The organism is Marinobacterium rhizophilum, assembly GCF_024397915.1.
In the GTDB taxonomy this organism is placed as follows: Bacteria; Pseudomonadota; Gammaproteobacteria; order Pseudomonadales; family Balneatricaceae; genus Marinobacterium_A; species Marinobacterium_A rhizophilum_A.
Map to the genome: position 1 here is coordinate 5,066,724 of NZ_CP073347.1, position 23,245 is coordinate 5,089,968.

The window sequence follows — 23,245 nt, forward strand, 5'->3', positions numbered from 1 at the left end:
TTGGCTGATCAGCGCGGGGTTTTTGCATTCCAGTGCGGTTAAATCAGGATGCCGCGGGCAGCAGGGTCGCCGATAGCAGTTCCTTTGTATAGGGGTGCTGCGGGCTGGCAAACAGGTCCTGGCCTTCGGCTTTTTCCACCACTTGCCCCTGGTACATCACGCAGACGTGATCCGCCAGATGTTCGACAACCGCCAGGTTGTGGCTGATAAACACCATGGTCAGGTTGAACTCCTGCTTCAGATCCAGCAGCAGGTTGATGACCTGGGCCTGCACCGACACATCCAGTGCGCTGGTGGGTTCGTCGCAGATCAGCAGTGGCGGGTTGAGCATCAGAGCGCGGGCGATGGCGACGCGCTGGCACTGGCCGCCGGACAGCTCGCCGGGGCGGGCATGGGCCAGGTGTCGTGGAAAGCCGACCTTGTCCAGCATGGCCATGACAAGGCGCGAGCGCTCGGCGCTGTTGCTCTGGCTTTTGTGAATCAACAGCGGCTGCAGCAGGTTGTCGTGCACGCTGAACGCGGGGTTCAGTGACGAGTAGGGGTCCTGGAACACCGGCTGTATCAGGCTGGAGCGTTCCAGCCGTGACATCGCCAGAATGGGCTTGCCGTTAAGCAGCACGTCGCCGCTGTCCGGGGTGTTCAGCCCCAGCATGATGCTGGCCAGGGTGCTTTTGCCGCAGCCGGATTCTCCCACCAGCCCAAGGGTGCTGCCACGCTCCAGCTGAATGGACACATCCCGCAGGGCATGGATGCTGTGGGCCGGCTTGAACAGGCCGCCGTTGAGCTTGTAGGTGCGGCTGACATGGCGGATATCAAGGACGATTTCCCGGGACGAATCAGACATCAGGACAGCTCCTTTAATGCCAGGTTTTGGTGGTCGATCACCGGCAGGTGGGTGCCGGGGCGGGTGCGGCCGGGAATCGGGATGCAGGCGATCAGCCCCTGGGTGTAGGGATGCTGTGGCTGCGCCAGTACTGTGCTGGCGGCGCCCGCTTCAACGATATTGCCCCGGTACATGACGCAGACCTTGTCGGCCATGGCACTGACGACGCCAAAGTCGTGGGTAATCATCAGCAGGGCAAAGTTGAGCTCCTTGGCCAGGGTGCGAATCAGCTCCAGTATCTGGGCCTGGATGGTGACATCCAGCGCCGTGGTGGGCTCGTCGGCGATCAGCAGCGAGGGTTTTCCCATCAGCGCCATCGCAATCATGATGCGCTGGCGCTGGCCGCCGGAAAACTGGTGCGGGTACTGTGCCAGGCGCTCTTTTGCCTGGGGAATGCCGACCTTTTGCAGCAGCGTTGTGGCCCGTTCGCGTGCAACCGTGCGACTGACACCCTCGTGGCGCATGACGCCTTCGGTCATCTGGCGCTCAATGGTCAGGGTCGGGTTCAGGGCCGTCATGGGGTCCTGAAAGATGATGGCAATATCCTTGCCGCGTACCCGGTCGAGCTGGCGTTGTGACAGGCTCTGCAAGGGCTTGCCCAGCAGCTCCAGCCGCTTCGCACTGACCCGGGCCTTGGGCGTTTGCAGGCCGACGATCGACAGTGCCGTCATGGACTTGCCGCTGCCGGATTCGCCGATCAGGCACAGGGTTTCGCCGGCTTCCAGGCTAAAACTGACACCCTTGACGGCCTTTACGATCCCCTGCTCGGTGGGGATTTCCACACGCAGGTCTGCAACCTCGAGAACGTTTTTCATCGTTTGATCTCCGTGCCGGTGGCATCGCGCAGGCCATCACCAAACAGGTTCACCGCCAGTACCAGCAGGCAGAGCATGCCGCCCGGCAGCGCGATGAGCCAGGCATCGAACAGGATGCTGTCACGGCCTTCGGCAATCATCAGTCCCCAGGATGGGGTTGGCGGGCGTACGCCCAGCCCCAGAAACGACAGCGCCGATTCCAGCAGTATCACGTTGGCCATTTCCAGCGTGGCGATGACGATCAGGGTGGTGCGCAGGTTGGGCAGGATTTCGCGCAGCATGGTGCGCAGGTGCGAGGCTCCGGTAGCCCGGGCGGCGCGAATGTACTCCTGGTGCCGTATGGCCTGGGTGGCGGAGCGGGACACAATGGCGAACTGGTCCCACACCAGCAGGCTGAGAACCGTGCACAGGGTGGTGAGGGACGCACCCTTGAGCGCCACGGCGGCGAGTGCCACCAGCACGATGGGCAGGGAGAGGCGGGTGGTGATCAGAAAGCTGATCAGCATGTCCACCTTGCCGCCGAAGTAGCCGGCCAGCAGCCCCAGGCTGGTGCCGATCAGGGCGGCCACCAGCACCACGCTGAAGCCGATGCCGATGGAAATCCGGGCGCCGTACAGCAGGCGCGACAGGTAGTCCCGTCCCAGGTGGTCGGTGCCCAGCAGGTGGGCGGCATCGGTACCCGGCATCCAGAAAGGCAGGGCATAGCGGTTGTCCAGGTCCTGCAGTGTCGGGTCAAAGGGTGACAGCAGGGGGGCAAAGAGCGCAATAACGATCATCAGCAGCAGAATGCCGCCGCCGATCAGGATGCTGCTCTGGCGGACGCGCTTGAGCCAGTGCGGCCGCTTTGCCTGTGCCGTATCCGGCGCCGGGATTGTCGTGGTATTGAGGGTCGTCATGTTCAGGCCTCGCGAATTCGTGGGTCGAGCCAGGCATTGATCAGGTCTGCCAGGGTGGTGAGCAGCACGTAGACCAGGGACAGGATCAGAATGATGCCCTGTACCACCGGCAGGTCGCTGCGCAGCAGGGATTCCCAGGCCAGGCGACCGAGGCCATTGAGGGCGAAGACGCTTTCAATGACGATGGAGCCGGACAGCAGGATGCCCAGCTGTACCGCGGCTACGGACACCAGCGGCAGAATGGCGTTGCGCAGGCCATGGCGCAGAATCACGGTGGTCATGCCCAGGCCCTTGGAGCGGGCGGTGCGTACATAATTGGCCTGCAGCACGTCGATCATGCTGGCGCGCATCAGCCGCATCAGGGTGGGGAGGGCGTAATAGCTCAGCACCACGACCGGCAGCACAAAGCCCTGCCAGCTGTCGGCACCGGATATGGGCAGCAGGTTCCACCAGACGCCAAAGACCACGATCAGGATCAGCCCGAGCCAGAAGCTGGGTACCGCCTGGCCGGACACCGCGATCAGCAGGGCGATGCGATCCAGTACTCCGTTGGGCTTGAGGGCGGCCATAATGCCCAGCGGCAGGGCCAGCAGCAGGGCAACGATGAACGAAACCGAACCCAGTACCAGGGTGACGGGAATACGCTCGGCGATGATCTGGCTCACCGGCATGCTGAAGTAGTAACTGGTGCCCAGGTTGCCCTGCAGGGCCTGACCGATCCAGTCGGTGTATTGCACAATAATGGGGCGGTCAAAACCGTACAGCTGGCGCACGAGTTCTGCGTCCTTGGCGCTGCCGCCGGCACCGGCGATGGCGATGGCCGGATCACCGGACAGGTACGCGAGGGAAAAACTGATGGAGGAAACGGCGAGGGCGACCAGCAGCGCCACAAACAGCCGTTTCAGCAGGAATCTGAACATGGGCGGGCTCACTTTTTATTCGAAAAGGAAGGGGTACGGCCGTTGCCGGCCGTACCCGGGTCAGCCTATTTCCAGCTGGCGAGCCACCAGCGAGCGAACTCGTCCGGGTGGGGCTGGAAGTTGAGATCGTCGGCCAGGCCGTAATTGATGTTGAAGTTGTACATGGGCATCCAGTATGCCCGGTCGGCAATCTTCTTCAGTGCCTGGCTGTAGTTGGCCTTGCGCACCTCGCGGTCGTTGGAGGTATCGGCGACTTGCAGCAGTGCGGCGATGTCGGCATCGGCGATCTGGTCGTCCGCGCCACCGCCAAAGAAGTTCGACTGGATAAAGACCACGTCACCGATACCGTAGCTGCCCCAGTTGGAGAACAGCGCCGGCACCGAGCCTTCACGCCATTTCTGTACTGCGGCTGCGTACTGGTTCTCGTTGAGGTTGACACGGATGCCCACCTTGGCCAGATCCGCCGCCACCGCTTCGGCCACCGGGCGAGGCATGGCCGCGAAGGTCATGTCCAGCTCGAAGCCGTCGGCAAGGCCCGCTTCCTGCAACAGCGCGCGGGCCTTGTCGGGGTTGTAGTCGTAACGCGTGACGTCCTGCTCGCAGCCAAACTGCGCCGGGTTACAGGCGGAGTTGAGCACTTCGGAGGCCGCACCGCCGAAGACCTTGGCGATCTGCTCGCGGTTCACCGCATGGATGATCGCCTGGCGCACCCGCACATCGCTGATGGCGTAGCCACCTTCATTGGCGGCGCGGGCGAAGTTCACATAGGCAATGCGCATGATCGGCGCATTCACGATGTTAACGCGGCGTTCCAGCTTGCTGGCCTGGTCGGGCGGAATGCGCCAGATCCAGTCGAGCTGGCCGGACATCAGTTCGGCGTACTGGGTGTTCATCTCCGGAATGGTGCGGGCGACGATGCGGCCGATGGCGGGCTGGCCCTTGGGGCTGCCGGCGTAATGTTGCTCGAAGCGCTCCAGCACATAGCGCACGCCGGGGGTCTGTTCCACCAGCTGGTAGGGTCCGGTGCCCACCGGCGTGGCAGACATGCCGGCGGAGCCGTTGGCGGCGAAGTATTCATGGGGGTAGATGGGCAGGGCGTCGGCCAGCATCTCGACGGCGCCGGCGAACGGCTTGGCCATGTGGATGCGCACGGTGTAGGCGTCGATTTTCTCGACACGGTCGATCCAGTCCACCGAGATCTGGTAGCGGGTGCCGTAATCCGGCTTGACCACGGTGTTCAGGGTGGTGAGCACGTCATCGGCGGAGAAGTCGGCGCCGTTGTGAAACTTCACGCCCTGGCGCAGCTTGAACTCGATGGTCATGGGATCGGTAAACGCCCAGGATTCGGCCAGTGCCGGCTTGAATTCGCCGGTGTCCAGATCCTTGTACAGCAGGCCATCGTAGATATGGCGCGACAGAATCAGGCCTTCACGGCCGGCAATCTTGTAGGTGTCCAGCGCTTCGGGCTCGGACGAAAAGGCGACATTGAGGGTATCCTCGGCCTTGCTGGCCAGGGCCGGCAGCGGGGCCAGGGTGGCGCAGGCGAGTGTGGCACCCACCAGCGTTGATAAAAGCGTACGTTTTGTCAGCATTGTTGTTTTTCTCCGTAGGCAAATGTCGGGCGGGAAAGGCCCCGCCCGGCAGGGGTGGGCTCTGTTACTGCCCGTAATAGATCGAGGCGAGGGATTCGCCGCGACGCACTCTTTCGATAATCAGCGGTTCCCGGGCCTGGATTTCCAGTGCCTGCCGGGTCAGCGCCTCGGCATCTTGCGGGGCGATGACCGCCACACCGTTTTCATCGGCCAGCACGATATCGCCGGGCTTGATGTGCACGCCATCGCAGACCACGGGGCTGTTGACGCTGCCGCCGTTCTTGCCGGCCTTGGTGGTGAGGGGCGAGCGCCCCTTGCACCAGACCGCCAGACCCGCTGCGCGAATGGCGCCGATATCGGTGATATAGCCATCCAGAACGACGGCGCTGATACCGGCTTTAAGGGCCGCCTCGGTCATGACCGCGCCCCAGCAGGCGTGGCGGTCATCGTCCAGGCGCTCGATCACCAGCACGTCACCGGGGCGTGCCTTGAGCAGTGCCAGCGGCAGGCTGTGGCCGTCATCACCCGGCAGGGAAACGGTCAGGGCCGGGCCGCAGCAGCGGTGGCTGGCGGTGGCGCACTGCATGGCCGGCGTCATGAATCCCTCGGTGATCATGTGGCCGAGGGTGGCGGTTTCCACGTGCAGCAGTGCGTTCAACAGGTCTGGCTTCATGGCGTTAACTCCCGGACGAATGGCGTCGATAATTGGCTGTGTGATCAGTGGCTCAGGTCGATCCAGGTCGACTTGAGGTCCGAGTACTTATCCATGGCATGGATGGACTTGTCGCGCCCAAAGCCGGACTGCTTGCGCCCGCCAAAGGGCACGGTGATGTCGCCGTCGGCATAGCTGTTAACCCAGACCATGCCGGCCTGCAGCTGGTGAGACACCCGGTGGGCACGGCCAAGGTTGTCGGTCCAGAGTCCGGCGCCCAGGCCGTAGTCGGAGTCGTTGGCCAGGGCCACGACTTCTTCTTCACTGTGAAAGCGACAGACTCCCAGTACCGGGCCGAACAGTTCTTCGCGCATCACCGGGTTGCTGTTGTCGTCGCATTCCAGGATGGTTGGATTCAGATACCAGCCGGCGCCCTGGGTGCCGATCAGGGCCGTGTCGGTCAGGGTGCGGGCACCGGCAGCGACGGCGTCCTTAACGCCGCTGACCACGCGGTCAAACTGCAACTGATCCACCATGGCACCGGCGCGGCTGGCAGGGTCCAGCGGAGCGCCGGGCTGGTACTGGCGGGCTTGCTCGAGCAGCAACTGCACGAATTCGTCGTAGATGGCGTCCTCGACATAGAGCCTGGAGGCGGCGATGCAGACTTCACCCTGGTTGACGAAAATGGCGGCAGCGGCGCAGGCTGCGGCCCGTTCCAGCTGCTGGCTGTCGGCAAAGACGATCTGCGGTGACTTGCCACCGCACTCCAGCCAGACCCGCTTGAGGTTGGACTGGGCGGCGTAGGCCATGAAGCGCTTGCCGGTGAGGGTCGAGCCGGTAAAGGTCAGGCAGTCGATATCCATGTGCAGTCCCAGCGCCTGGCCGGTGATCCGGCCCTGGCCCGGCAGTACCTGGAACACGCCGGCCGGAATACCGGCCTCTGCCGCCAGTGCGGCCAGGCGGATGGCGCTCAGGCTCGACTGCTCGGCAGGTTTCACGATCACCGAGTTGCCGCAGGCCAGCGCCGGCGCCAGCTTCCAGCAGGTGATCATCAGCGGAAAGTTCCAGGGCACCACCGCGGCCACGACACCCACAGGTTCACGGGTGACGGTGGCGAGCACGTTCTTGCCGGTGGGCAGGATCTCGTCGGTCTGGGTTTCGAGGGCGCCGGCGTAAAAGCGCAGGCAGTGCTCGGTCTGGGGCAGGTCAAAGGCCAGGCTGTCGCCGATGGGCTTGCCCATGTCGAGGGTTTCCAGCAGCGCCAGTTCTTCGGTGTGTTCGGCCACCAGGTCAGCAAAGCGTTCCAGCACGGCGCGCCGTTCAGCCGGCGTCCGCTGCGACCAGTCGCCGCGCTTGAACGCGGCCCGGGCCAGGCCCACGGCGCGATCGACATCGGCTTCGCTGCAGTCGGCGATGTCGGTGAGCTTGTCACCGTTGGCCGGGTTGATGCAGGGCAGGGTACGGCCCTGTTCGGCGGTGCTGTAACCGTCACCGATCCAGGCACGGCCCTCGAAATTCAGGGCGGCGGCCTTTTGCTGCCAGAACTCCAGCGTGCTCATGCAACCCTCCCGGCTTCCGCCAGCATGGCGTTGAACAGGACGTTGGCGCCGGCTTCGAGTTCGTTGGGGCGGGCGTCTTCCACTTCGTTGTGGCTGATACCGCCGATGCAGGGCACGAAAATCATCGCCGTGGGAATAATGCGGCTCAGGTAAACCGCATCGTGGCCGGCGCCGCTGATCAGCTCGCGCTGCACCAGGCCCAGGTCTTTCACGGCCTGGCGCACCTTGTCGACGCGGCCGCTGTCGAAGTGGGTCGGTGCCATCTTCTGCACGACGCTAAGCTCGATGCTGATACCCGTGGTCGCCGCCTCGGCGATCAGGGCTTCCAGGGCGTTGTTCATTTCAAGCAGCACGGCTTCATCGCTGTGGCGCAGGTCCACCGTGAATCGCACGCGACCCGGCACCACGTTGCGGGAGTTGGGGTGCATGTCGAGCTCGCCGACAGTGACGCGGCCATCGGGCTGGCAATCATCGGACAGGGTGAGGATGCGGTTGATCAGGCTGGAAGCCACCTTCAGGGCATCGCGGCGGTACGGCATCGGGCTTGGGCCGGCGTGACATTCCTGCCCGGTGACCACGACGTCGTACCAGTACAGGCCCAGGGCGCCGGTGACTACGCCAACCGGCAGGTTTTCAGTATCCAGTACCGGACCCTGTTCGATATGGGCCTCGTAGTAGGCTTTTACCGGGTAACCGCCGACGGGCTCTGTGCCGGCATAACCGATGCGCTGCAGTTCGTCTGCAACACTCAAACCGGCCTTGTCGCGGGCATTCAGTGCCTGTTCGAGCGTCAGTACGCCGGCAAATACGCCGGAACCCATCATTACGGGGACAAAGCGGGAGCCTTCTTCGTTGGTCCAGATGGCAACGTCGATGGGCGCCTCGGTTTCAATATTCAGATCGTTCAGGCGGCGTACCACTTCCAGCGCGGCCAGCACGCCGTAGTTGCCATCAAAGCGCCCGCCCGTGGGCTGGGTGTCGATGTGGCTGCCGCTCATGACCGGTGGCAGGTCGGGGTTGCGGCCGGCGCGGCGGGCAAAGATATTGCCCAGGGCATCCACGCGCAGGGTCAGGCCGGCATCACGCAGCCAGCCGCTGACCAGCTCGCGGCCGGCCTTGTCTTCGTCTGTCAGGGCAAGGCGGCAGTTTCCGCCCAGTTCCGTTGCGCCAACCTCGGCCAGATCCATAAGGGACTGCCACAGTCGGCCGCCGTTGATAGACAACAGTGAATTCGTCATTTGGTGTTCTCCGATGTTCGAAGGTCCCGGCACGGGGGGGGCTGTAGGGCCTGTGCCGGGAGTTGTGTCCGGGAAGTGGGCGGTGCCGGGCTAGGCCTGTGCGGCCAGGGCCTTGTCCCGGATCTCGCTCAGCAGTGCGCCGGGGGCAATGCCGTTGCTGTCGTAACGCAGTTCGATAATGGCGGGCAGCTGGTGCTCGTTGGCAAAATCCAGCGCCTTGCGGAAGGCGGATTCGAACTGCGCGTCTTCGGTAACCACCGTGCCCTGGCCGCCATAGGCTTCGATCAGGCGGGCAAATTCCGGGTTCTGGAAGGTCAGGGCAATTTCGCGGCCCGGGAAGTCGCGTTCCTGGTGCGCACGGATGGTGCCCCACATGCCGTTGTTGAATACCAGCACGACAACGCCCAGGCGGTACTGCAGCGCCACACCCAGCTCCTGCATGTTCATCTGGAAACAGCCATCGCCGGCAAAGCAGACCGCGGGCTGGTCCGGATGCTCGAATTTGTATGAAATCGCCGCCGGCAGGCCGTAGCCCATGGTACCCACGGTGGAGGCCAGGGAGCTGGTGGCCCCGGCAAACTGCACGTAGCGGTGGGGGTAGAGTGCGTAGTTGCCTGCCCCTACGGTGATGCAGCCGCGGCCTTCCAGCACCTGGTTAACGGTGTGGGAAACGCGGTCCAGGCTCAGTGCGCCCGGTGCCGGCAGAGGCTCAAGCGTGTCCAGGTACGCCTGGCGTGCCTGCTTGCGCTGCGCGCTCCAGCGGCTCGCCTGCTCGGGAACCAGGTCCGCCAGCATGGAGGCGAAACCGTTGACACTGGCATTGATGGCCAGATCCGCACGGTAAACCCGGCCCAGTTCCTCAGGGTCGGGGTAAATGTGGATCAGGCTCTGCCTGGGCTGGGGTGAAGCCAGCCAGGTATAGCCTTCGCTGGTGGGCTCGCCCATGCGGGTGCCGACAGCAATGACAAGGTCGCTGTTGCTCAGCTGCTGGCGCAGTTCTTCGTGCATGGCCCAGCCGACGTGACCGACAAACTGGCTATCACGCTGGTCATAGCACTCCAGCCGGCGCCAGGACACACCCACCGGCAGGTCGAAGCGCTGGGCGAAGGCCTGCATGTCTGCCATGGCGTCTGCACTCCAGCCGCTGCCACCGATCAGCAGGAAGGGACGCTCGGCCGCTTCCAGCCGACGCTGCAGGTCCTGCATCTGCGCGGCACCGGGGTAGCTTTCCAGGCGCGGGGACGGTGCGATATTGGCAACCTCGGCGGTGCCCCAGAGCACGTCTTCCGGCAGCGCCAGTACCACGGGGCCAGGGCGGCCGCTGGTGGCGATCTTCCAGGCGCGGGCAACGTATTCGGGAATGCGGTCGGTGCTGTCGATCTGTGCCACCCACTTGCTCATTTCACCGAACATGCGGCGGTAGTCGATTTCCTGGAAGGCTTCGCGCTCCACGAAGTCGTTGCCCACTTGGCCAATGAACAGGATCATTGGCGTGGAGTCCTGAAAAGCGGTGTGTACACCGACGGAGGCATTGGTGGCGCCGGGGCCGCGGGTTACAAAGCAGATACCCGGTTCGCCGGTCATCTTGCCGTAGGCTTCGGCCATGTAGGCGGCACCGCTTTCCTGGCGGCAGGTAATGGCCTGGATACTGTCGGTGTGCTCATTGAGCGCATCGATACAGGGCAGGTAGCTTTCACCGGCGACCATAAAGAGGCGGCGTACCCCCTGGTCGCGCAGCTGCTGCATGAGGATCTGGCCGCCATTGCGCTGGCGGGCGTTGTCATTTTGGCAATGATCTGAAGAATGAGACATCTGTGGCTCCAACAATTCTTAGTATGCGTGTTCGGTACAGGTATGGGTTTGCCAGCTGAGTACCTGTCCAGGGGTCAGGGCGCAGCGTGAGCGGTAGCCGGTGGTACGTGAGAACCTACAGTCCTCGTTGTAGGCCTGCGGACGTTCGGGCGGGTCGGTGCGCTCGGGCCAGGGGCCATCGATGGCTTCAACACCGTGACGCAGGCAGGCGGCGACAAACTCGCTGCGCGCCGGCTGCAGCAGCTGCATGCGCTGCGGCTCGGCCGCCAGACCCATATCGGCGGACAGGTCCCCGGTGCCCAGCAGCGCCGCCGTTACGCGGGGGGCCGCCGTGAGAATGTCATCGAGCCGGGCCAGCCCTGCGCGGGTTTCGATGGTGGGCACGATGGCCGTGTCGGCCAAACCGTTCGCATCCATCAGCGCCCGCAGAGCCTGCAGCTGTTCAGGCCGCTCGATCTGGGGCAGCAGGACTGCCTGTGGCCGGGCGGCGGCAATCAGTGCCAGCTGCTGCTCGCCCCCCTTGTCCAGCGCATCCAGGCGGATGGCGCATTCGATGCCGGCGGTTTGGCAGGCTTCGGTGATCGTGGGGAACAGCTTGCAGGCCGCTGTTTTTTGCCCGCCCGGGGTGAACTCTTCAAGATCCACCACCAGTACGGCGGGGCCGCTTTCAATGGCGTTCAGCAGCAGGCCCTGATCGTGGCCACCGTTGAAAAACCAGCTGCGCAGCGCGGTATTCGGTTGCATCGTCATGGCCTACTCCATCCAGTTGGGCAGGAACAGAACCAGTTCCGGCACGAAGGCAATCAGCATCAGCACACTCAGCATGGCCAGCAGCATCAGGCTCAGCGGCTTGAGTGTTTGCGCCGTGGTGACGCCCGCAATACGACTGGCGGCCATCAGGTCGATGCCCAGCGGTGGCGTATTGGCACCGATAGCCAGGTTGACGGTCAGCAGCACGCCAAAGTGCACCAGGTCGATGTTGTATTGCATCAGCAGCGGCAGCACGATGGGGGTGATGATGATGATAATGGCGATACTTTCCATGAAGGTGCCCAGGATCAGCACGATCGCCATCAGCAACAGCAGCACCGTATAGCGGCTGTCGGTCAGGTCGCTCACCAGGGCCGCAATGGCCTGCGGGACTTCTTCATAGCTCAGACCCCAGGCAAACAGACCGGCGGCGGCGATGATCAGCAGGATGGCGCCGCTGATTTCCGCAGTCTCCTTGAGGGACTGCCACAGGGCCTGCAGCGACAGGCAGCGATAGACCACAAATCCCAGGATCAGCGCGTAGACAATGGCTGAGACGGCCGCTTCGGTGGGGGTGAAAACACCGAGGCGGATACCGCCGATAATCATCACCGGTACCATCAGTGCCGGTATGGACTCACGCCAGGCGGTGATTTTCTCGGCGCGGCTAAAAGTACGACCACCGGCCCAGCCATGGCGCTTGGACAGGTAGACCGCGACCACAATCAGGGCGGCAGCCAGCAGCAGGCCTGGAATAACACCGCCCATGAACAGCTTGCCGATGGAGGTGTTCGACGTGGTGCCGTACACGATCATCACTATGCTGGGCGGAATGACGGTGCCGAGCGAACTGGACGTGCCCACGAGAGCCGCGCTGAACCCCGGCGCATAGCCTTCCTTGCGCATGGCCGGCAGCAGCATGCTGCCAATGGCGACCACGTCGGCGACACCGGAGCCGGACAGGGCGCCGAACATCATGCATGCCAGCACCGCAACCACGGCCAGACCACCGGGCTTGTTACCTACCAGCGCCATGCAGAGGTTGACGATGCGACTGGTCAGGCCCACGCGGTTCATCAATTGTGCCGCCAGTACGAACAACGGAATCGCCAGCAGCGTAAAGCTGTGCATGCCCGCAACATATTGCTGTGCAGCGACCATGAGCGGCGCAGCATCGAAAATCAGCAGATAGCTCAGGGCCGCGATCAGCAGGCCGAAGGCGATCGGTACATCCAGGAACAGGCAGACGGTAAAGACCGCCAGCAGTATCAGGGCTCCATTACTCATCGGTAGTTGTACTCCGAAAACTCAACAGCTTGCCCAGATGTACCAGGGCGATGGCAGAACAGCTGACCGGCACACTGAGATACAGCAGGCCGACCGGCCATTGCAGGGCGGGGGTATGCTGTTTCATCGTCAGCATGGCCAGGTCCCAGCCCGCTTTGACGAGCATCAGCATGGCGATCACCAGGATCAGATCGACCAGCTTGTCGACCACCCTGCGGGCGGCGGCGCTGTGCAGCCAGAGGCCGAGCAGGCCGGCGGTCAGGTGCGAGTTGCGGCGACTGCACCAGACGGCGCTGAGCATGGCCATCCAGATCAGCACGAATTGCGGCAGCTCCTCGGCCCAGTGGGGCGTATCGCCGAAAACCCAGCGCATGAAGACGGCCCAGCTGATCAGAGCGGCCAGCAAGGCCACTCCGATTGCCGAGATGCCCAGGCACAGGTTGGTTAGTATGCGTAGCATCCGGGTCACCGTTATTTACTGTGCGCTGCTGTAGCGTTTGACCAGTCCCACCAGGTCGGCGCCGAATACGCTTTCATACTGCGTCCAGATATCCTGTACCTGGGCCGAGAAGGGAGCCGTGTCGACTTCATTGACCTGCATGCCGGCGGCTTCCAGCTTGGCGATCAGCTCGGCGTCATCCTTCTGGGTGAGTTCGCGCTGGGTATCACGCCACTTGTCGGCCAGGTCCTGCACGATTTGCTGGTCTTCGGCCGAGAGCCGGTTCCAGGAATAGTTGGACACGGTCAGGCAGGCTGGCGACCAGACATGGCCGGTCAGCGAAACGTATTTCTGAACTTCGTAAAAGGATGAAGAGTTGATGATCGACAGCGGGTTTTCCTGGGCATCGAACACACCCTGCTGCAAGGCCGAGTAGAGCTCGCCGAAGGCCAGCGGTGCCGGGCTTGCGCCCATGCCAGCGAAGGCATCAAGGCGCATCTTGTCGGGAGTGACGCGGATTTTCAGACCCTGCAGGTCTTCGGGGGTATGGATAGGTGCGCGGTTGTTGGTGATATGGCGGTAGCCGTTTTCCCACCAGGACAGGATCTTGAAATTGTGCGCTTCGGCCAGGCCTTCGAGCTGTTCACCCAGTTCGCCGTCATAGGCGGCGTAGGCGGCCTGGCGGTTTGGCCAGGAGTAGGGCAGCTCTACAATGCCGAACTTGGGGTCAACCGGCTGAAACGAGCCGCAACCGATGATGCCGGCGTGGATGCTGCCGATCTGCAGGCCTTCTACTAGGGTGTTTTCGCTACCCAGCTGGCCGTTGGCAAACAGCTTGATGCTGACGCGGTTTTCAGTCTGCGCCTTGACCTCGTCGGCAAAGCCCCTGGCTGCGACGTTCCAGTTGTGGGACTCGGGTAGCACGTTGGCCAGCTTCAGCTCCAGGGCGGAGGACTGGGTGGCACAGATCTGCAGCGTGACGGCGCTGGCCGCCAGCAAAGAAGTTCGGAATGATTTTAACATCTGCATCTTCCTGGTCTTGTTGTGTTGTTGGATCTGCAATCAGATTCATCTAAAGGCTGCAGTGAGTCAATTTTACAGTTTTAATGCCGTATATAATTCTGGTTTATACCGTCTGTTCAGTATAGTTTCGTGCTTTAAGTTGGGGCGGTTTTCGCGCGCAAAATTAATCTGTGCATTTTTGTGGTGCGGTTTATAGGAGGCGTTATGATAGTTAATATACTATTTTGTAAATCTTGTTCTTATCGGTTTATCGATTAGCAGGCCAGTTAGAGTGGCTATATTTTCTGATATTAAGCGACCATTAGAGCGTGAGGGTGTTTATTCCCTAGGGGAACGAACTGAGTGCCTGGTATAGGCGCCATATCTTGTACAGCCAGCAGCCAGCAGCCAGCAGGGAGCAGGGAGCAGGGAGCAGGGAGCGGGGCAGCAGTGGCACGGTTGCACAGTAGTTTCTCTCCGTGTTTTCGAACACTATCTAGTCGGTTTGGTGGCCGGCTTGGTGATCTGCGTGCTGAGAAAATGTGCCCTGGTATTTTTTAATTATTATCAGCCCGAGCGCAAGATGGAATGTCCAGCGGGTAATGACCAGGCGTTTCAGTACAGGTGCTTTCAGGAATCGTATAATAATGACGCTGTGGAATAATCGCATCAGTTGAACGTAAAACCATGGTGGGGTTGCCTTTCCGTTCGTTCAATTTAGTGGTGTCGTGTTTAGTAGTTAAAATAACGGATGTCCAGGCTTTCAGGTGTGCCTGGATTAACTGCCAAGCCCTGTTCTCGCGCTGAAGGTGGTGTGAGAGGGGATGTGAGCGGGTGAGTTAGAGGCGGGGCTTCGGGCGAGGCATTGGGCGAATCAATGGTGGGGACCTCGAAAAACCTGTTGCGCGACTCATAGGCTGCGGTTCTCGGAATCCTGTGGTTCCTTCGCTCTGTGCACCTTGCCTCCACGCCCACTCGCTATGGTTTCTCGAGGTGCCCGGGGGGGCAACGATAAGTGACACTGTACCAAAGGGCGTCCAGTTGCATCCCGGTCGCTCCGTGGTTGGGTATGCTGATAAAGAAAGCATTGATGGCACCTCTTTATACCTGCGCAGCCAATCATCTGGATAGTCGCTCGATCCGCTGATGTAGCGTTGCTGCAGACAGTGACGCAAGGCCTCCTGGGGCTGCGCGTCGGGTTTCGGTGTCGATATCACGTTGGTCGGCTATAGATGAGGCAGGGAACTCATTTCCAGCGGTAATGGAGGCGTCTGGAGTTGAGTCAGGCTCGAAATCCAGGCAATCGACGTTGACCACTGTATAGCTACTGCTCTATCGGGATGCCGTTTTGCGGGGCTGCAGTCTGAATAGCGCTTTTTTGCACTTTTATGGCGTTATTTTTAAATGGGCTGTTGACTCTGATCCGGGGCAATGTAGAATGCGCACCTCGCTTAGGGAGAGCGGCTTCAACGGCCCTCAAGCAGAGCGGGCAAGTCGGAAGTAAGTGGTTGATTTTCTTAGAAAGTTAGCCGGCGTCATCGACTTGTGAGTCACTCGTTTTTCTCCTCGGCTGCGGTCGAAAATGTTGAAAAAAAGAGTTGACTTAAAACACCGAGTCGCTAGAATATGCGCCTCACTTGAGACACGGGATCAGCGGTAACGGTCCTTGAGTCCAAGCGCTCTTTAACAGATTGATCAGGTAATTCGTGTGGGCGCTTGTCAGGATAAGGCATAAAAGCTTTATCAAGGTAAGCAACCTTCATGTGAATTCATTTAAGTTGTTTTAGCTTGAGTCAGATTTATCGATACTTCGGTATCTTGATTTTAAACTGAAGAGTTTGATCATGGCTCAGATTGAACGCTGGCGGCAGGCCTAACACATGCAAGTCGAGCGGTAGAGAGAAGCTTGCTTCTCTTGAGAGCGGCGGACGGGTGAGTAACGCGTAGGAATCTACCTGGTAGTGGGGGACAACATTCGGAAACGGATGCTAATACCGCATACGCCCTACGGGGGAAAGGAGGGGCTCTTCGGACCTTTCGCTATCAGATGAGCCTGCGTAGGATTAGCTAGTTGGTGGGGTAAAGGCCCACCAAGGCGACGATCCTTAGCTGGTCTGAGAGGATGACCAGCCACACTGGGACTGAGACACGGCCCAGACTCCTACGGGAGGCAGCAGTGGGGAATATTGGACAATGGGGGCAACCCTGATCCAGCCATGCCGCGTGTGTGAAGAAGGCCTTCGGGTTGTAAAGCACTTTCAGTGGTGAGGAAAGGGTAACCGTTAATACCGGTTGCCTGTGACGTTAGCCACAGAAGAAGCACCGGCTAATTCCGTGCCAGCAGCCGCGGTAATACGGAAGGTGCGAGCGTTAATCGGAATAACTGGGCGTAAAGCGCGCGTAGGTGGTTGAGTCAGTCAGATGTGAAAGCCCCGGGCTTAACCTGGGAACTGCACCTGATACTGCTTGACTAGAGTACGGTAGAGGGCAGTGGAATTTCCTGTGTAGCGGTGAAATGCGTAGATATAGGAAGGAACACCAGTGGCGAAGGCGACTGCCTGGACTGATACTGACACTGAGGTGCGAAAGCGTGGGTAGCAAACAGGATTAGATACCCTGGTAGTCCACGCCGTAAACGATGTCGACTAGCCGTTGGGAGACTTGATCTCTTAGTGGCGCAGTTAACGCGATAAGTCGACCGCCTGGGGAGTACGGCCGCAAGGTTAAAACTCAAATGAATTGACGGGGGCCCGCACAAGCGGTGGAGCATGTGGTTTAATTCGACGCAACGCGAAGAACCTTACCTACTCTTGACATCCAGAGAACTCGCTAGAGATAGCTTGGTGCCTTCGGGAACTCTGAGACAGGTGCTGCATGGCTGTCGTCAGCTCGTGTTGTGAAATGTTGGGTTAAGTCCCGTAACGAGCGCAACCCTTGTCCTTATTTGCCAGCACGTAATGGTGGGAACTCTAAGGAGACTGCCGGTGACAAACCGGAGGAAGGTGGGGACGACGTCAAGTCATCATGGCCCTTACGAGTAGGGCTACACACGTGCTACAATGGCCGGTACAGAGGGCTGCAACCCCGCGAGGGTGAGCTAATCTCAGAAAACCGGTCGTAGTCCGGATCGCAGTCTGCAACTCGACTGCGTGAAGTCGGAATCGCTAGTAATCGCGAATCAGCATGTCGCGGTGAATACGTTCCCGGGCCTTGTACACACCGCCCGTCACACCATGGGAGTGGGTTGCACCAGAAGTAGCTAGTCTAACCTTCGGGAGGACGGTTACCACGGTGTGGTCCATGACTGGGGTGAAGTCGTAACAAGGTAGCCGTAGGGGAACCTGCGGCTGGATCACCTCCTTAAACGACATGGCTTGTTCTGGCATAGCGTCCACACGAATTACCTGATCAAACGTTAAAGAGAGCGAACTATTCGCGGGGATAACCTGTGGATAAAAAGCTTGTAGCTCGGTTGGTTAGAGCGCACCCCCTGCTTTTGAATAAAGAGCGGGTGAGGTCGATCTTGCAGTCAGGTTAGAAGCTTGATGATGTAGGCTTGTAGCTCAGCTGGTTAGAGCGCACCCCTGATAAGGGTGAGGTCGGTGGTTCAAGTCCACTCAGGCCTACCAATTATTCGTCAGAGTGATTGATAGTAGCTCAGCTGGTTAGAGCGCACCCCACTCTTTATGATAAAGAATGGGTGAGGCCGGTACCTCAAGTCCACTCAGGCCTACCAACTTTCCGCTTAGGAAGTTGAAGTAGATGGATGAGAGCGCACCCCACTCTTTATAGTAAAGAAAGGGGGTGAGGTCAGTGGTTCAAGTCCACGCTGACATCACAGCCAATCAAGCGCGGTTGATACTGTTACCTGGTTACTTTCTGTACCGGGAAAAGTTTCGGGGCTATAGCTCAGCTGGGAGAGCGCCTGCTTTGCACGCAGGAGGTCTGCGGTTCGATCCCGCATAGCTCCACCATTACGTGATGGTGTGGAATTACCTGATCAACGAAAGCTGTAAGCCATACGTTTAAGGCCCTGAGGGTTTTAAATCTATCGCTTAAAGCTGTCGGCTTAAAGCTCAATGCTTAAAGCTCGCTTTATCGCTCTTTAACAATATGGATTCGAATTAATTCGAGATATGTCTTGTACTGTAGTACAAGCGCCAATGGCGAAAAATCTTATCGAACTCTCGTCCTTACCAGACGCCTTCGGGTTATATGGTCAAGTGACGAAGCGTGCACGGTGGATGCCTTGGCAGTCAGAGGCGATGAAAGACGTGGTAGCCTGCGAAAAGCTTCGGGGAGGTGGCAAACAACCTTTGATCCGGAGATGTCTGAATGGGGAAACCCACCCAGTTTACTGGGTATCTTTTAGCTGAATACATAGGCTTTAAGAGGCGAACTCGGGGAACTGAAACATCTAAGTACCCGAAGGAAAAGAAATCAATTGAGATTCCCTTAGTAGCGGCGAGCGAACGGGGACTAGCCCTTAAGTTGGTTTGGTGTTAGCAGAAGGCCCTGGAAAGTGCCGCCATAGTGGGTGATAGCCCCGTATGCGAAAGCGCCTTATCAATGAAATCGAGTAGGACGGGACACGTGTTATCCTGTCTGAACATGGGGGGACCATCCTCCAAGGCTAAATACTCCTGACTGACCGATAGTGAACCAGTACCGTGAGGGAAAGGCGAAAAGAACCCCTGTGAGGGGAGTGAAATAGACCCTGAAACCGTGTACGTACAAGCAGTGGGAGCGGTTCTTGAGACCGTGACTGCGTACCTTTTGTATAATGGGTCAGCGACTTAATTTCAGTAGCAAGGTTAACCGTTTAGGGGAGCCGTAGGGAAACCGAGTCTTAATAGGGCGTTTAGTTGCTGGGATTAGACCCGAAACCGGGCGATCTATCCATGGGCAGGTTGAAGGTTGAGTAACATCAACTGGAGGACCGAACCGACTACCGTTGAAAAGTTAGCGGATGACCTGTGGATCGGAGTGAAAGGCTAATCAAGCCCGGAGATAGCTGGTTCTCCTCGAAAGCTATTTAGGTAGCGCCTCATGTCTCACCACCGGGGGTAGAGCACTGTTTCGGCTAGGGGGTCATCCCGACTTACCAACCCGATGCAAACTCCGAATACCGGTGAGTGCAATCATGGGAGACACACGGCGGGTGCTAACGTCCGTCGTGAAAAGGGCAACAACCCAGACCACCAGCTAAGGTCCCAAAGTTATCACTAAGTGGGAAACGATGTGGGAAGGCTCAGACAGCTAGGAGGTTGGCTTAGAAGCAGCCACCCTTTAAAGAAAGCGTAATAGCTCACTAGTCGAGTCGGCCTGCGCGGAAGATATAACGGGGCTAAGTGATACACCGAAGCTGTGGATGCCATTTATGGCATGGTAGAGGAGCGTTCTGTAAGCCGTTGAAGGGAAAGCTGTGAGGCATCCTGGAGGTATCAGAAGTGCGAATGCTGACATGAGTAACGATAATGGGGGTGAAAAACCTCCACGCCGGAAGACCAAGGTTTCCTATCCAACGCTATTCGAGGTAGGGTGAGTCGGCCCCTAAGGCGAGGCAGAAATGCGTAGTCGATGGGAAGCAGGTTAATATTCCTGCACCGGCAGTAACTGCGATGAGGGGACGGAGAAGGCTAGGCGAGCGCAGCGTTGGTTGTCTGCGTTTAAGGATGTAGGTTGGGGGATTAGGCAAATCCGGTCCCCTAAGACTGAGATCTGATGACGAGGTCCCATGTGGACTGAAGTCGTTGATGCCACGCTTCCAGGAAAAGCCTCTAAGCTTCAGGTTACTGCTGACCGTACCCAAAACCGACACAGGTGGTCAGGTAGAGAATACCAAGGCGCTTGAGAGAACTCGGGTGAAGGAACTAGGCAAAATGGTGCCGTAACTTCGGGAGAAGGCACGCTCCTGATGGTGACCCCCTTGCGGGGCGAGCTGTTGGGAGTCGAAGATACCAGGTGGCTGCGACTGTTTATTAAAAACACAGCACTCTGCAAACACGAAAGTGGACGTATAGGGTGTGACGCCTGCCCGGTGCCGGAAGGTTAATTGATGGGGTTAGCGCAAGCGAAGCTCTTGATCGAAGCCCCGGTAAACGGCGGCCGTAACTATAACGGTCCTAAGGTAGCGAAATTCCTTGTCGGGTAAGTTCCGACCTGCACGAATGGCGTAACGATGGCCACACTGTCTCCACCCGAGACTCAGTGAAATTGAAATAGCTGTTAAGATGCAGTTTACCCGCGGCTAGACGGAAAGACCCCGTGAACCTTTACTATAGCTTCACAGTGGACTTTGACATTGCTTGTGTAGGATAGCTGGGAGGCTTTGAAGCGTGGACGCCAGTCTGCGTGGAGCCAATCTTGAAATACCAGCCTGGCACTGTTGAGGTTCTAACTCTGGACCGTGATCCGGTTCGAGGACATTGTGTGGTGGGTAGTTTGACTGGGGCGGTCTCCTCCCAAAGAGTAACGGAGGAGCACGAAGGTACCCTCAGCATGGTCGGAAATCATGCAATGAGCGCAAGAGTATAAGGGTGCTTGACTGCGACACTGACACGTGGAGCAGGTACGAAAGTAGGTTCTAGTGATCCGGTGGTTCTGTATGGAAGGGCCATCGCTCAACGGATAAAAGGTACTCCGGGGATAACAGGCTGATACCGCCCAAGAGTTCACATCGACGGCGGTGTTTGGCACCTCGATGTCGGCTCATCACATCCTGGGGCTGAAGCCGGTCCCAAGGGTATGGCTGTTCGCCATTTAAAGTGGTACGCGAGCTGGGTTTAGAACGTCGTGAGACAGTTCGGTCCCTATCTGCCGTGGGCGTTTGAGATTTGAGAAGAGTTGCTCCTAGTACGAGAGGACCGGAGTGAACGAACCTCTGGTGTTCCGGTTGTCACGCCAGTGGCATTGCCGGGTAGCTACGTTCGGACGGGATAACCGCTGAAAGCATCTAAGCGGGAAGCCCCCTTCAAGATGAGATCTCACTGGGACCTTGAGTCCCCTAAAGGGCCGTTTAAGACTAAGACGTTGATAGGCGGGGTGTGTAAGCGCTGCGAGGCGTTGAGCTAACCCGTACTAATTGCCCGTGAGGCTTGACCATATAACGCCCAAGGCGTTTGGTTGCCGGCTGACAGAAAGCAGCCGGCGAAAAGCACGAGAGACAAGATTTTGAGCATTGGCAAGAGCTTGTGCTGCAGACAAGACAAAGCGCGCTTTCAAAAAGCACGCACCCTCGAATTAAGGCACGTAGTGAACAGAGAAATCTGATCATTACCAGAATCCATATTGTACAAGTTTTGCTTGGCGACAATAGAGCTGTGGAACCACCTGATCCCATCCCGAACTCAGTAGTGAAACGCGGTATCGCCGATGGTAGTGTGGGGTTTCCCCATGTGAGAGTAGGTCATCGCCAAGCATTTAATAACGGAAACCCCGGTCTCGCAGAGGCCGGGGTTTTTCCGTTCTGGATCGACGCTGGCGATGACCCTCACATGGGGCAGGTAGACAGCGCCGCTGGCGGCCGCCCTGCCATGTGATAGTAGGGTCAAAACGGGACTTGTCGAAGCGCAGCTTTGACCCGTTTTGACGACCGCGGCCTATGGGCCCGCGGGACGGCTCAAGCGCAGCGCCGAGGCGCCAAGCATTTATTCAACGAAAACGCCTCAGCCTCTGGTTGGGGCGTTTTTGTATGTGGGATTTGAAAAAAATGTAAGGCCGCAAAAAAGCCACCTGGTCCCATCCGCTCTTTATCCGCAGCACGCGCCCAGTAGCGGCCGCTCCCGAGCATCCCTGCTCTCGCGGCATTCGTGCATCCCTGCACATCAACGCGGTATCGCCGATGGTAGTGTGGGGTTTCCCCATGTAATAGTAGGGTCAAAACGGGATTTGTCGAAGCGCAGCTTTGACCCGTTTTGACGACTGCGGAGTTATTTGGGTACGTCAGCCAGGGGCTTTGGTTTGCAGAGGAAGAACCCCTGGGCCATGTCGACTTTCAGCTGTCTTAGTGCATCGATTTCCGCCTGGGTTTCGACGCCTTCTGCGACAATCTTGCTGCCGGTTTTTTCTGCAAAAACAATGAGTGCAGCCGCGAGGGCCATGCAGCCTTCGTTGTGATCAATACCGCTGATCAGGCTGCGGTCGAGCTTTATGACATCGGGTTTGAGTTGCAGAATATGGCGAAAGCTTGCATAGCCTGCGCCTGCGTCGTCCACCGCCAGTTTCAATCCGAGCTTTCGCAGCGGCTCAAGTATCTGTCTGATCTGGGTGTAGTCATCGATTGACGCATGCTCGGTGAGTTCCAGTACTGTGCGTCCGGGGTTAGTCGCCAGCAGGTCTAACATTGCTGGGCAACTCAGTATCGTTTCCGGTGTCACGTTCACAGCAACGTAGCAATTGGCAGACAGCTCCGGTAGCCCGGATAGCGCCAGGCTTACTGCGCAGCACTCGAGGTCACCGAGCAGCCCGGTAGCCTGGGCTTCCGCGAACCATTTATCGGGGGGGCGCATCGGCTCGGCATGGAAGCGGCTGAGGGCTTCGTAGCCGAGAATGCTATTGCGTGACAGGCAGTAGATCGGCTGATAAACGATGCTCAGTTCCCTGTTGCGCAGTACCGATTGCATGCGCTGGACCCGTACATCAATACGGCGCTGTTCTAACGTAAGCCGCTCCAGCAACGTGCCACACAGCTTGGCATACAGGCGCATGCTGAGGATATCTCGCTCGCTCAGGGACTCATTGGGTTCACTGCTGAAGCAGCAGAAAGTGCCGAACAGGCTGCCGTCACCAAAGTGAATTGGCACGCTAACGTGAGCGCCAACCGGCAATTGGGTCGTGGCCGCCAGCGTTAAGGCTTCGGGGATTTCCTGGGCATTTCGAATCAACTCAGGCAGCCTTCCATCTACCACGCGCTGGCAGTAGCTCTGCTCCAAAGGGCCCGAGTCGCCGACTGCGATAGGGCAAGTTGCGAGGTTCTCGGCGTCTACAAAGCGAAAACTGCGCTGCTCCTGGTTAAACTCTGAGATAAACGCGACGTCCATACCGAAGTTCAGACGTACGGCATGCAATATATCCGACAGAATTGCGTCTGTTGAAAGGGCTGCGGACTCTTCTGGCAGGCCCGCTGTTTCCAGGCTTGGCGTTTCGATGAGGGTACAGGCTGCTTGTGTTATCGAGGTTGCCATCCTTGGTTCCGTAGCTCCTTGTTTACCGGTTTGTCTGGGCTGTACAGGGTGCTCGAAAGGTATCTGAGCATCTGCCGTTTCTTTGTACCAATGCCGCTTCTGATGGGGCCCCCGGTGTCAGGGTAGTTGTCGCCTGATCAGTTTCACTTAAACCAAAGCACCGGGGGTGGAAAATCTAAACTGGGCTGAAGGTGTACTGTGCCACTGAGCCTGTA

14 protein-coding genes, 2 tRNA genes and 3 rRNA genes are annotated in these 23,245 nt (G+C 59.1%); 5 read left to right on the top strand and 14 right to left on the bottom strand.

Annotation, left to right across the window (positions count from 1 at the left end; all coding sequences use genetic code 11):
- Positions 1-43 precede the first annotated feature (43 nt).
- The 13 genes from KDW95_RS22920 to KDW95_RS22980 all read right to left on the bottom strand — a co-directional run bounded on the left by KDW95_RS22920 (position 44) and on the right by KDW95_RS22980 (position 13,866).
- Entirely contained in the window at positions 44-844 is an 801-nt protein-coding gene (locus KDW95_RS22920) for an ATP-binding cassette domain-containing protein (RefSeq protein ID WP_255854072.1), read from the bottom strand.
- Positions 844-1,698 carry an ABC transporter ATP-binding protein gene (locus KDW95_RS22925; protein ID WP_255854073.1) on the bottom strand — a complete coding sequence of 285 codons (855 nt, stop codon included), beginning with the start codon at positions 1,696-1,698 and terminating at the stop codon, positions 844-846. Before KDW95_RS22925 ends, KDW95_RS22920 begins: the two co-directional genes overlap by 1 nt.
- On the bottom strand, positions 1,695-2,594 hold the full coding sequence (locus KDW95_RS22930; protein WP_255854074.1) for an ABC transporter permease: 900 nt from the start codon (positions 2,592-2,594) through the stop codon (positions 1,695-1,697). Before KDW95_RS22930 ends, KDW95_RS22925 begins: the two co-directional genes overlap by 4 nt.
- Before the next feature lie 2 nt (positions 2,595-2,596).
- A complete protein-coding gene (locus tag KDW95_RS22935) occupies positions 2,597-3,514 on the bottom strand; it encodes an ABC transporter permease (RefSeq protein ID WP_255854075.1) in 918 nt (305 codons plus the stop codon).
- A 65-nt stretch (positions 3,515-3,579) separates the two neighbouring features.
- Positions 3,580-5,106: an ABC transporter substrate-binding protein gene (locus tag KDW95_RS22940; RefSeq protein WP_255854076.1), complete on the bottom strand. Its 1,527-nt coding sequence runs from the start codon at positions 5,104-5,106 to the stop codon at positions 3,580-3,582.
- Positions 5,107-5,170: 64 nt separating this feature from the next.
- Complete coding sequence (locus KDW95_RS22945; RefSeq protein ID WP_255854077.1) at positions 5,171-5,779, bottom strand: RraA family protein; 609 nt, start codon at positions 5,777-5,779, stop codon at positions 5,171-5,173.
- Positions 5,780-5,823: 44 nt separating this feature from the next.
- Complete coding sequence (locus KDW95_RS22950) at positions 5,824-7,317, bottom strand: aldehyde dehydrogenase (RefSeq protein ID WP_255854078.1); 1,494 nt, start codon at positions 7,315-7,317, stop codon at positions 5,824-5,826.
- Entirely contained in the window at positions 7,314-8,555 is a 1,242-nt protein-coding gene (locus KDW95_RS22955; RefSeq protein ID WP_255854079.1) for a Zn-dependent hydrolase, read from the bottom strand. The genes KDW95_RS22950 and KDW95_RS22955 overlap by 4 nt, the downstream gene beginning before the upstream one ends.
- A 90-nt stretch (positions 8,556-8,645) precedes the next feature.
- Positions 8,646-10,367, bottom strand: a complete 1,722-nt coding sequence (locus KDW95_RS22960) for a thiamine pyrophosphate-binding protein (RefSeq protein WP_255854080.1) — start codon at positions 10,365-10,367, stop codon at positions 8,646-8,648.
- Between the two features lie 18 nt (positions 10,368-10,385).
- Positions 10,386-11,117, bottom strand: a complete 732-nt coding sequence (locus KDW95_RS22965; protein ID WP_255854081.1) for an HpcH/HpaI aldolase/citrate lyase family protein — start codon at positions 11,115-11,117, stop codon at positions 10,386-10,388.
- 3 nt (positions 11,118-11,120) lie between these two features.
- Complete coding sequence (locus tag KDW95_RS22970) at positions 11,121-12,404, bottom strand: TRAP transporter large permease (RefSeq protein WP_255854082.1); 1,284 nt, start codon at positions 12,402-12,404, stop codon at positions 11,121-11,123.
- Positions 12,397-12,864 carry a TRAP transporter small permease gene (locus KDW95_RS22975; protein ID WP_255854083.1) on the bottom strand — a complete coding sequence of 156 codons (468 nt, stop codon included), beginning with the start codon at positions 12,862-12,864 and terminating at the stop codon, positions 12,397-12,399. Before KDW95_RS22975 ends, KDW95_RS22970 begins: the two co-directional genes overlap by 8 nt.
- Before the next feature lie 15 nt (positions 12,865-12,879).
- Complete coding sequence (locus KDW95_RS22980; protein ID WP_255854084.1) at positions 12,880-13,866, bottom strand: TRAP transporter substrate-binding protein; 987 nt, start codon at positions 13,864-13,866, stop codon at positions 12,880-12,882.
- A gap of 1,805 nt (positions 13,867-15,671) precedes the next feature.
- On the opposite strand from KDW95_RS22980, the gene KDW95_RS22985 reads away from it, so the two are divergent.
- The 5 genes from KDW95_RS22985 to rrf all read left to right on the top strand — a co-directional run bounded on the left by KDW95_RS22985 (position 15,672) and on the right by rrf (position 21,265).
- Positions 15,672-17,208 (top strand): 16S ribosomal RNA (locus KDW95_RS22985).
- A 189-nt stretch (positions 17,209-17,397) separates the two neighbouring features.
- Positions 17,398-17,474 (top strand) — tRNA-Ile (locus tag KDW95_RS22990).
- Positions 17,475-17,743: 269 nt separating this feature from the next.
- A tRNA-Ala gene (locus tag KDW95_RS22995) sits at positions 17,744-17,819 on the top strand.
- Between the two features lie 243 nt (positions 17,820-18,062).
- A 23S ribosomal RNA gene (locus KDW95_RS23000) occupies positions 18,063-20,950 on the top strand.
- 199 nt (positions 20,951-21,149) lie between these two features.
- Positions 21,150-21,265: ribosomal RNA gene (gene rrf / locus KDW95_RS23005) — 5S ribosomal RNA — on the top strand.
- Together the 16S, 23S and 5S rRNA genes with 2 tRNA genes alongside form the textbook arrangement of a ribosomal RNA operon.
- 511 nt (positions 21,266-21,776) lie before the next feature.
- Here the strand turns inward: rrf and KDW95_RS23010 are convergent.
- Positions 21,777-23,030, bottom strand: a complete 1,254-nt coding sequence (locus KDW95_RS23010; RefSeq protein WP_255854086.1) for a sensor domain-containing phosphodiesterase — start codon at positions 23,028-23,030, stop codon at positions 21,777-21,779.
- Positions 23,031-23,245: the final 215 nt, after the last annotated feature.

Coding starts and splice junctions, on each gene's coding strand:
- KDW95_RS22920 (WP_255854072.1), bottom strand. CDS start 844: ATGTCTGATTCGTCCCGGGAAATCGTCCTTGATATCCGCCATGTCAGC.
- KDW95_RS22925 (WP_255854073.1), bottom strand. CDS start 1,698: ATGAAAAACGTTCTCGAGGTTGCAGACCTGCGTGTGGAAATCCCCACC.
- KDW95_RS22930 (WP_255854074.1), bottom strand. CDS start 2,594: ATGACGACCCTCAATACCACGACAATCCCGGCGCCGGATACGGCACAG.
- KDW95_RS22935 (WP_255854075.1), bottom strand. CDS start 3,514: ATGTTCAGATTCCTGCTGAAACGGCTGTTTGTGGCGCTGCTGGTCGCC.
- KDW95_RS22940 (WP_255854076.1), bottom strand. CDS start 5,106: ATGCTGACAAAACGTACGCTTTTATCAACGCTGGTGGGTGCCACACTC.
- KDW95_RS22945 (WP_255854077.1), bottom strand. CDS start 5,779: ATGAAGCCAGACCTGTTGAACGCACTGCTGCACGTGGAAACCGCCACC.
- KDW95_RS22950 (WP_255854078.1), bottom strand. CDS start 7,317: ATGAGCACGCTGGAGTTCTGGCAGCAAAAGGCCGCCGCCCTGAATTTC.
- KDW95_RS22955 (WP_255854079.1), bottom strand. CDS start 8,555: ATGACGAATTCACTGTTGTCTATCAACGGCGGCCGACTGTGGCAGTCC.
- KDW95_RS22960 (WP_255854080.1), bottom strand. CDS start 10,367: ATGTCTCATTCTTCAGATCATTGCCAAAATGACAACGCCCGCCAGCGC.
- KDW95_RS22965 (WP_255854081.1), bottom strand. CDS start 11,117: ATGACGATGCAACCGAATACCGCGCTGCGCAGCTGGTTTTTCAACGGT.
- KDW95_RS22970 (WP_255854082.1), bottom strand. CDS start 12,404: ATGAGTAATGGAGCCCTGATACTGCTGGCGGTCTTTACCGTCTGCCTG.
- KDW95_RS22975 (WP_255854083.1), bottom strand. CDS start 12,864: ATGCTACGCATACTAACCAACCTGTGCCTGGGCATCTCGGCAATCGGA.
- KDW95_RS22980 (WP_255854084.1), bottom strand. CDS start 13,866: ATGTTAAAATCATTCCGAACTTCTTTGCTGGCGGCCAGCGCCGTCACG.
- KDW95_RS23010 (WP_255854086.1), bottom strand. CDS start 23,030: ATGGCAACCTCGATAACACAAGCAGCCTGTACCCTCATCGAAACGCCA.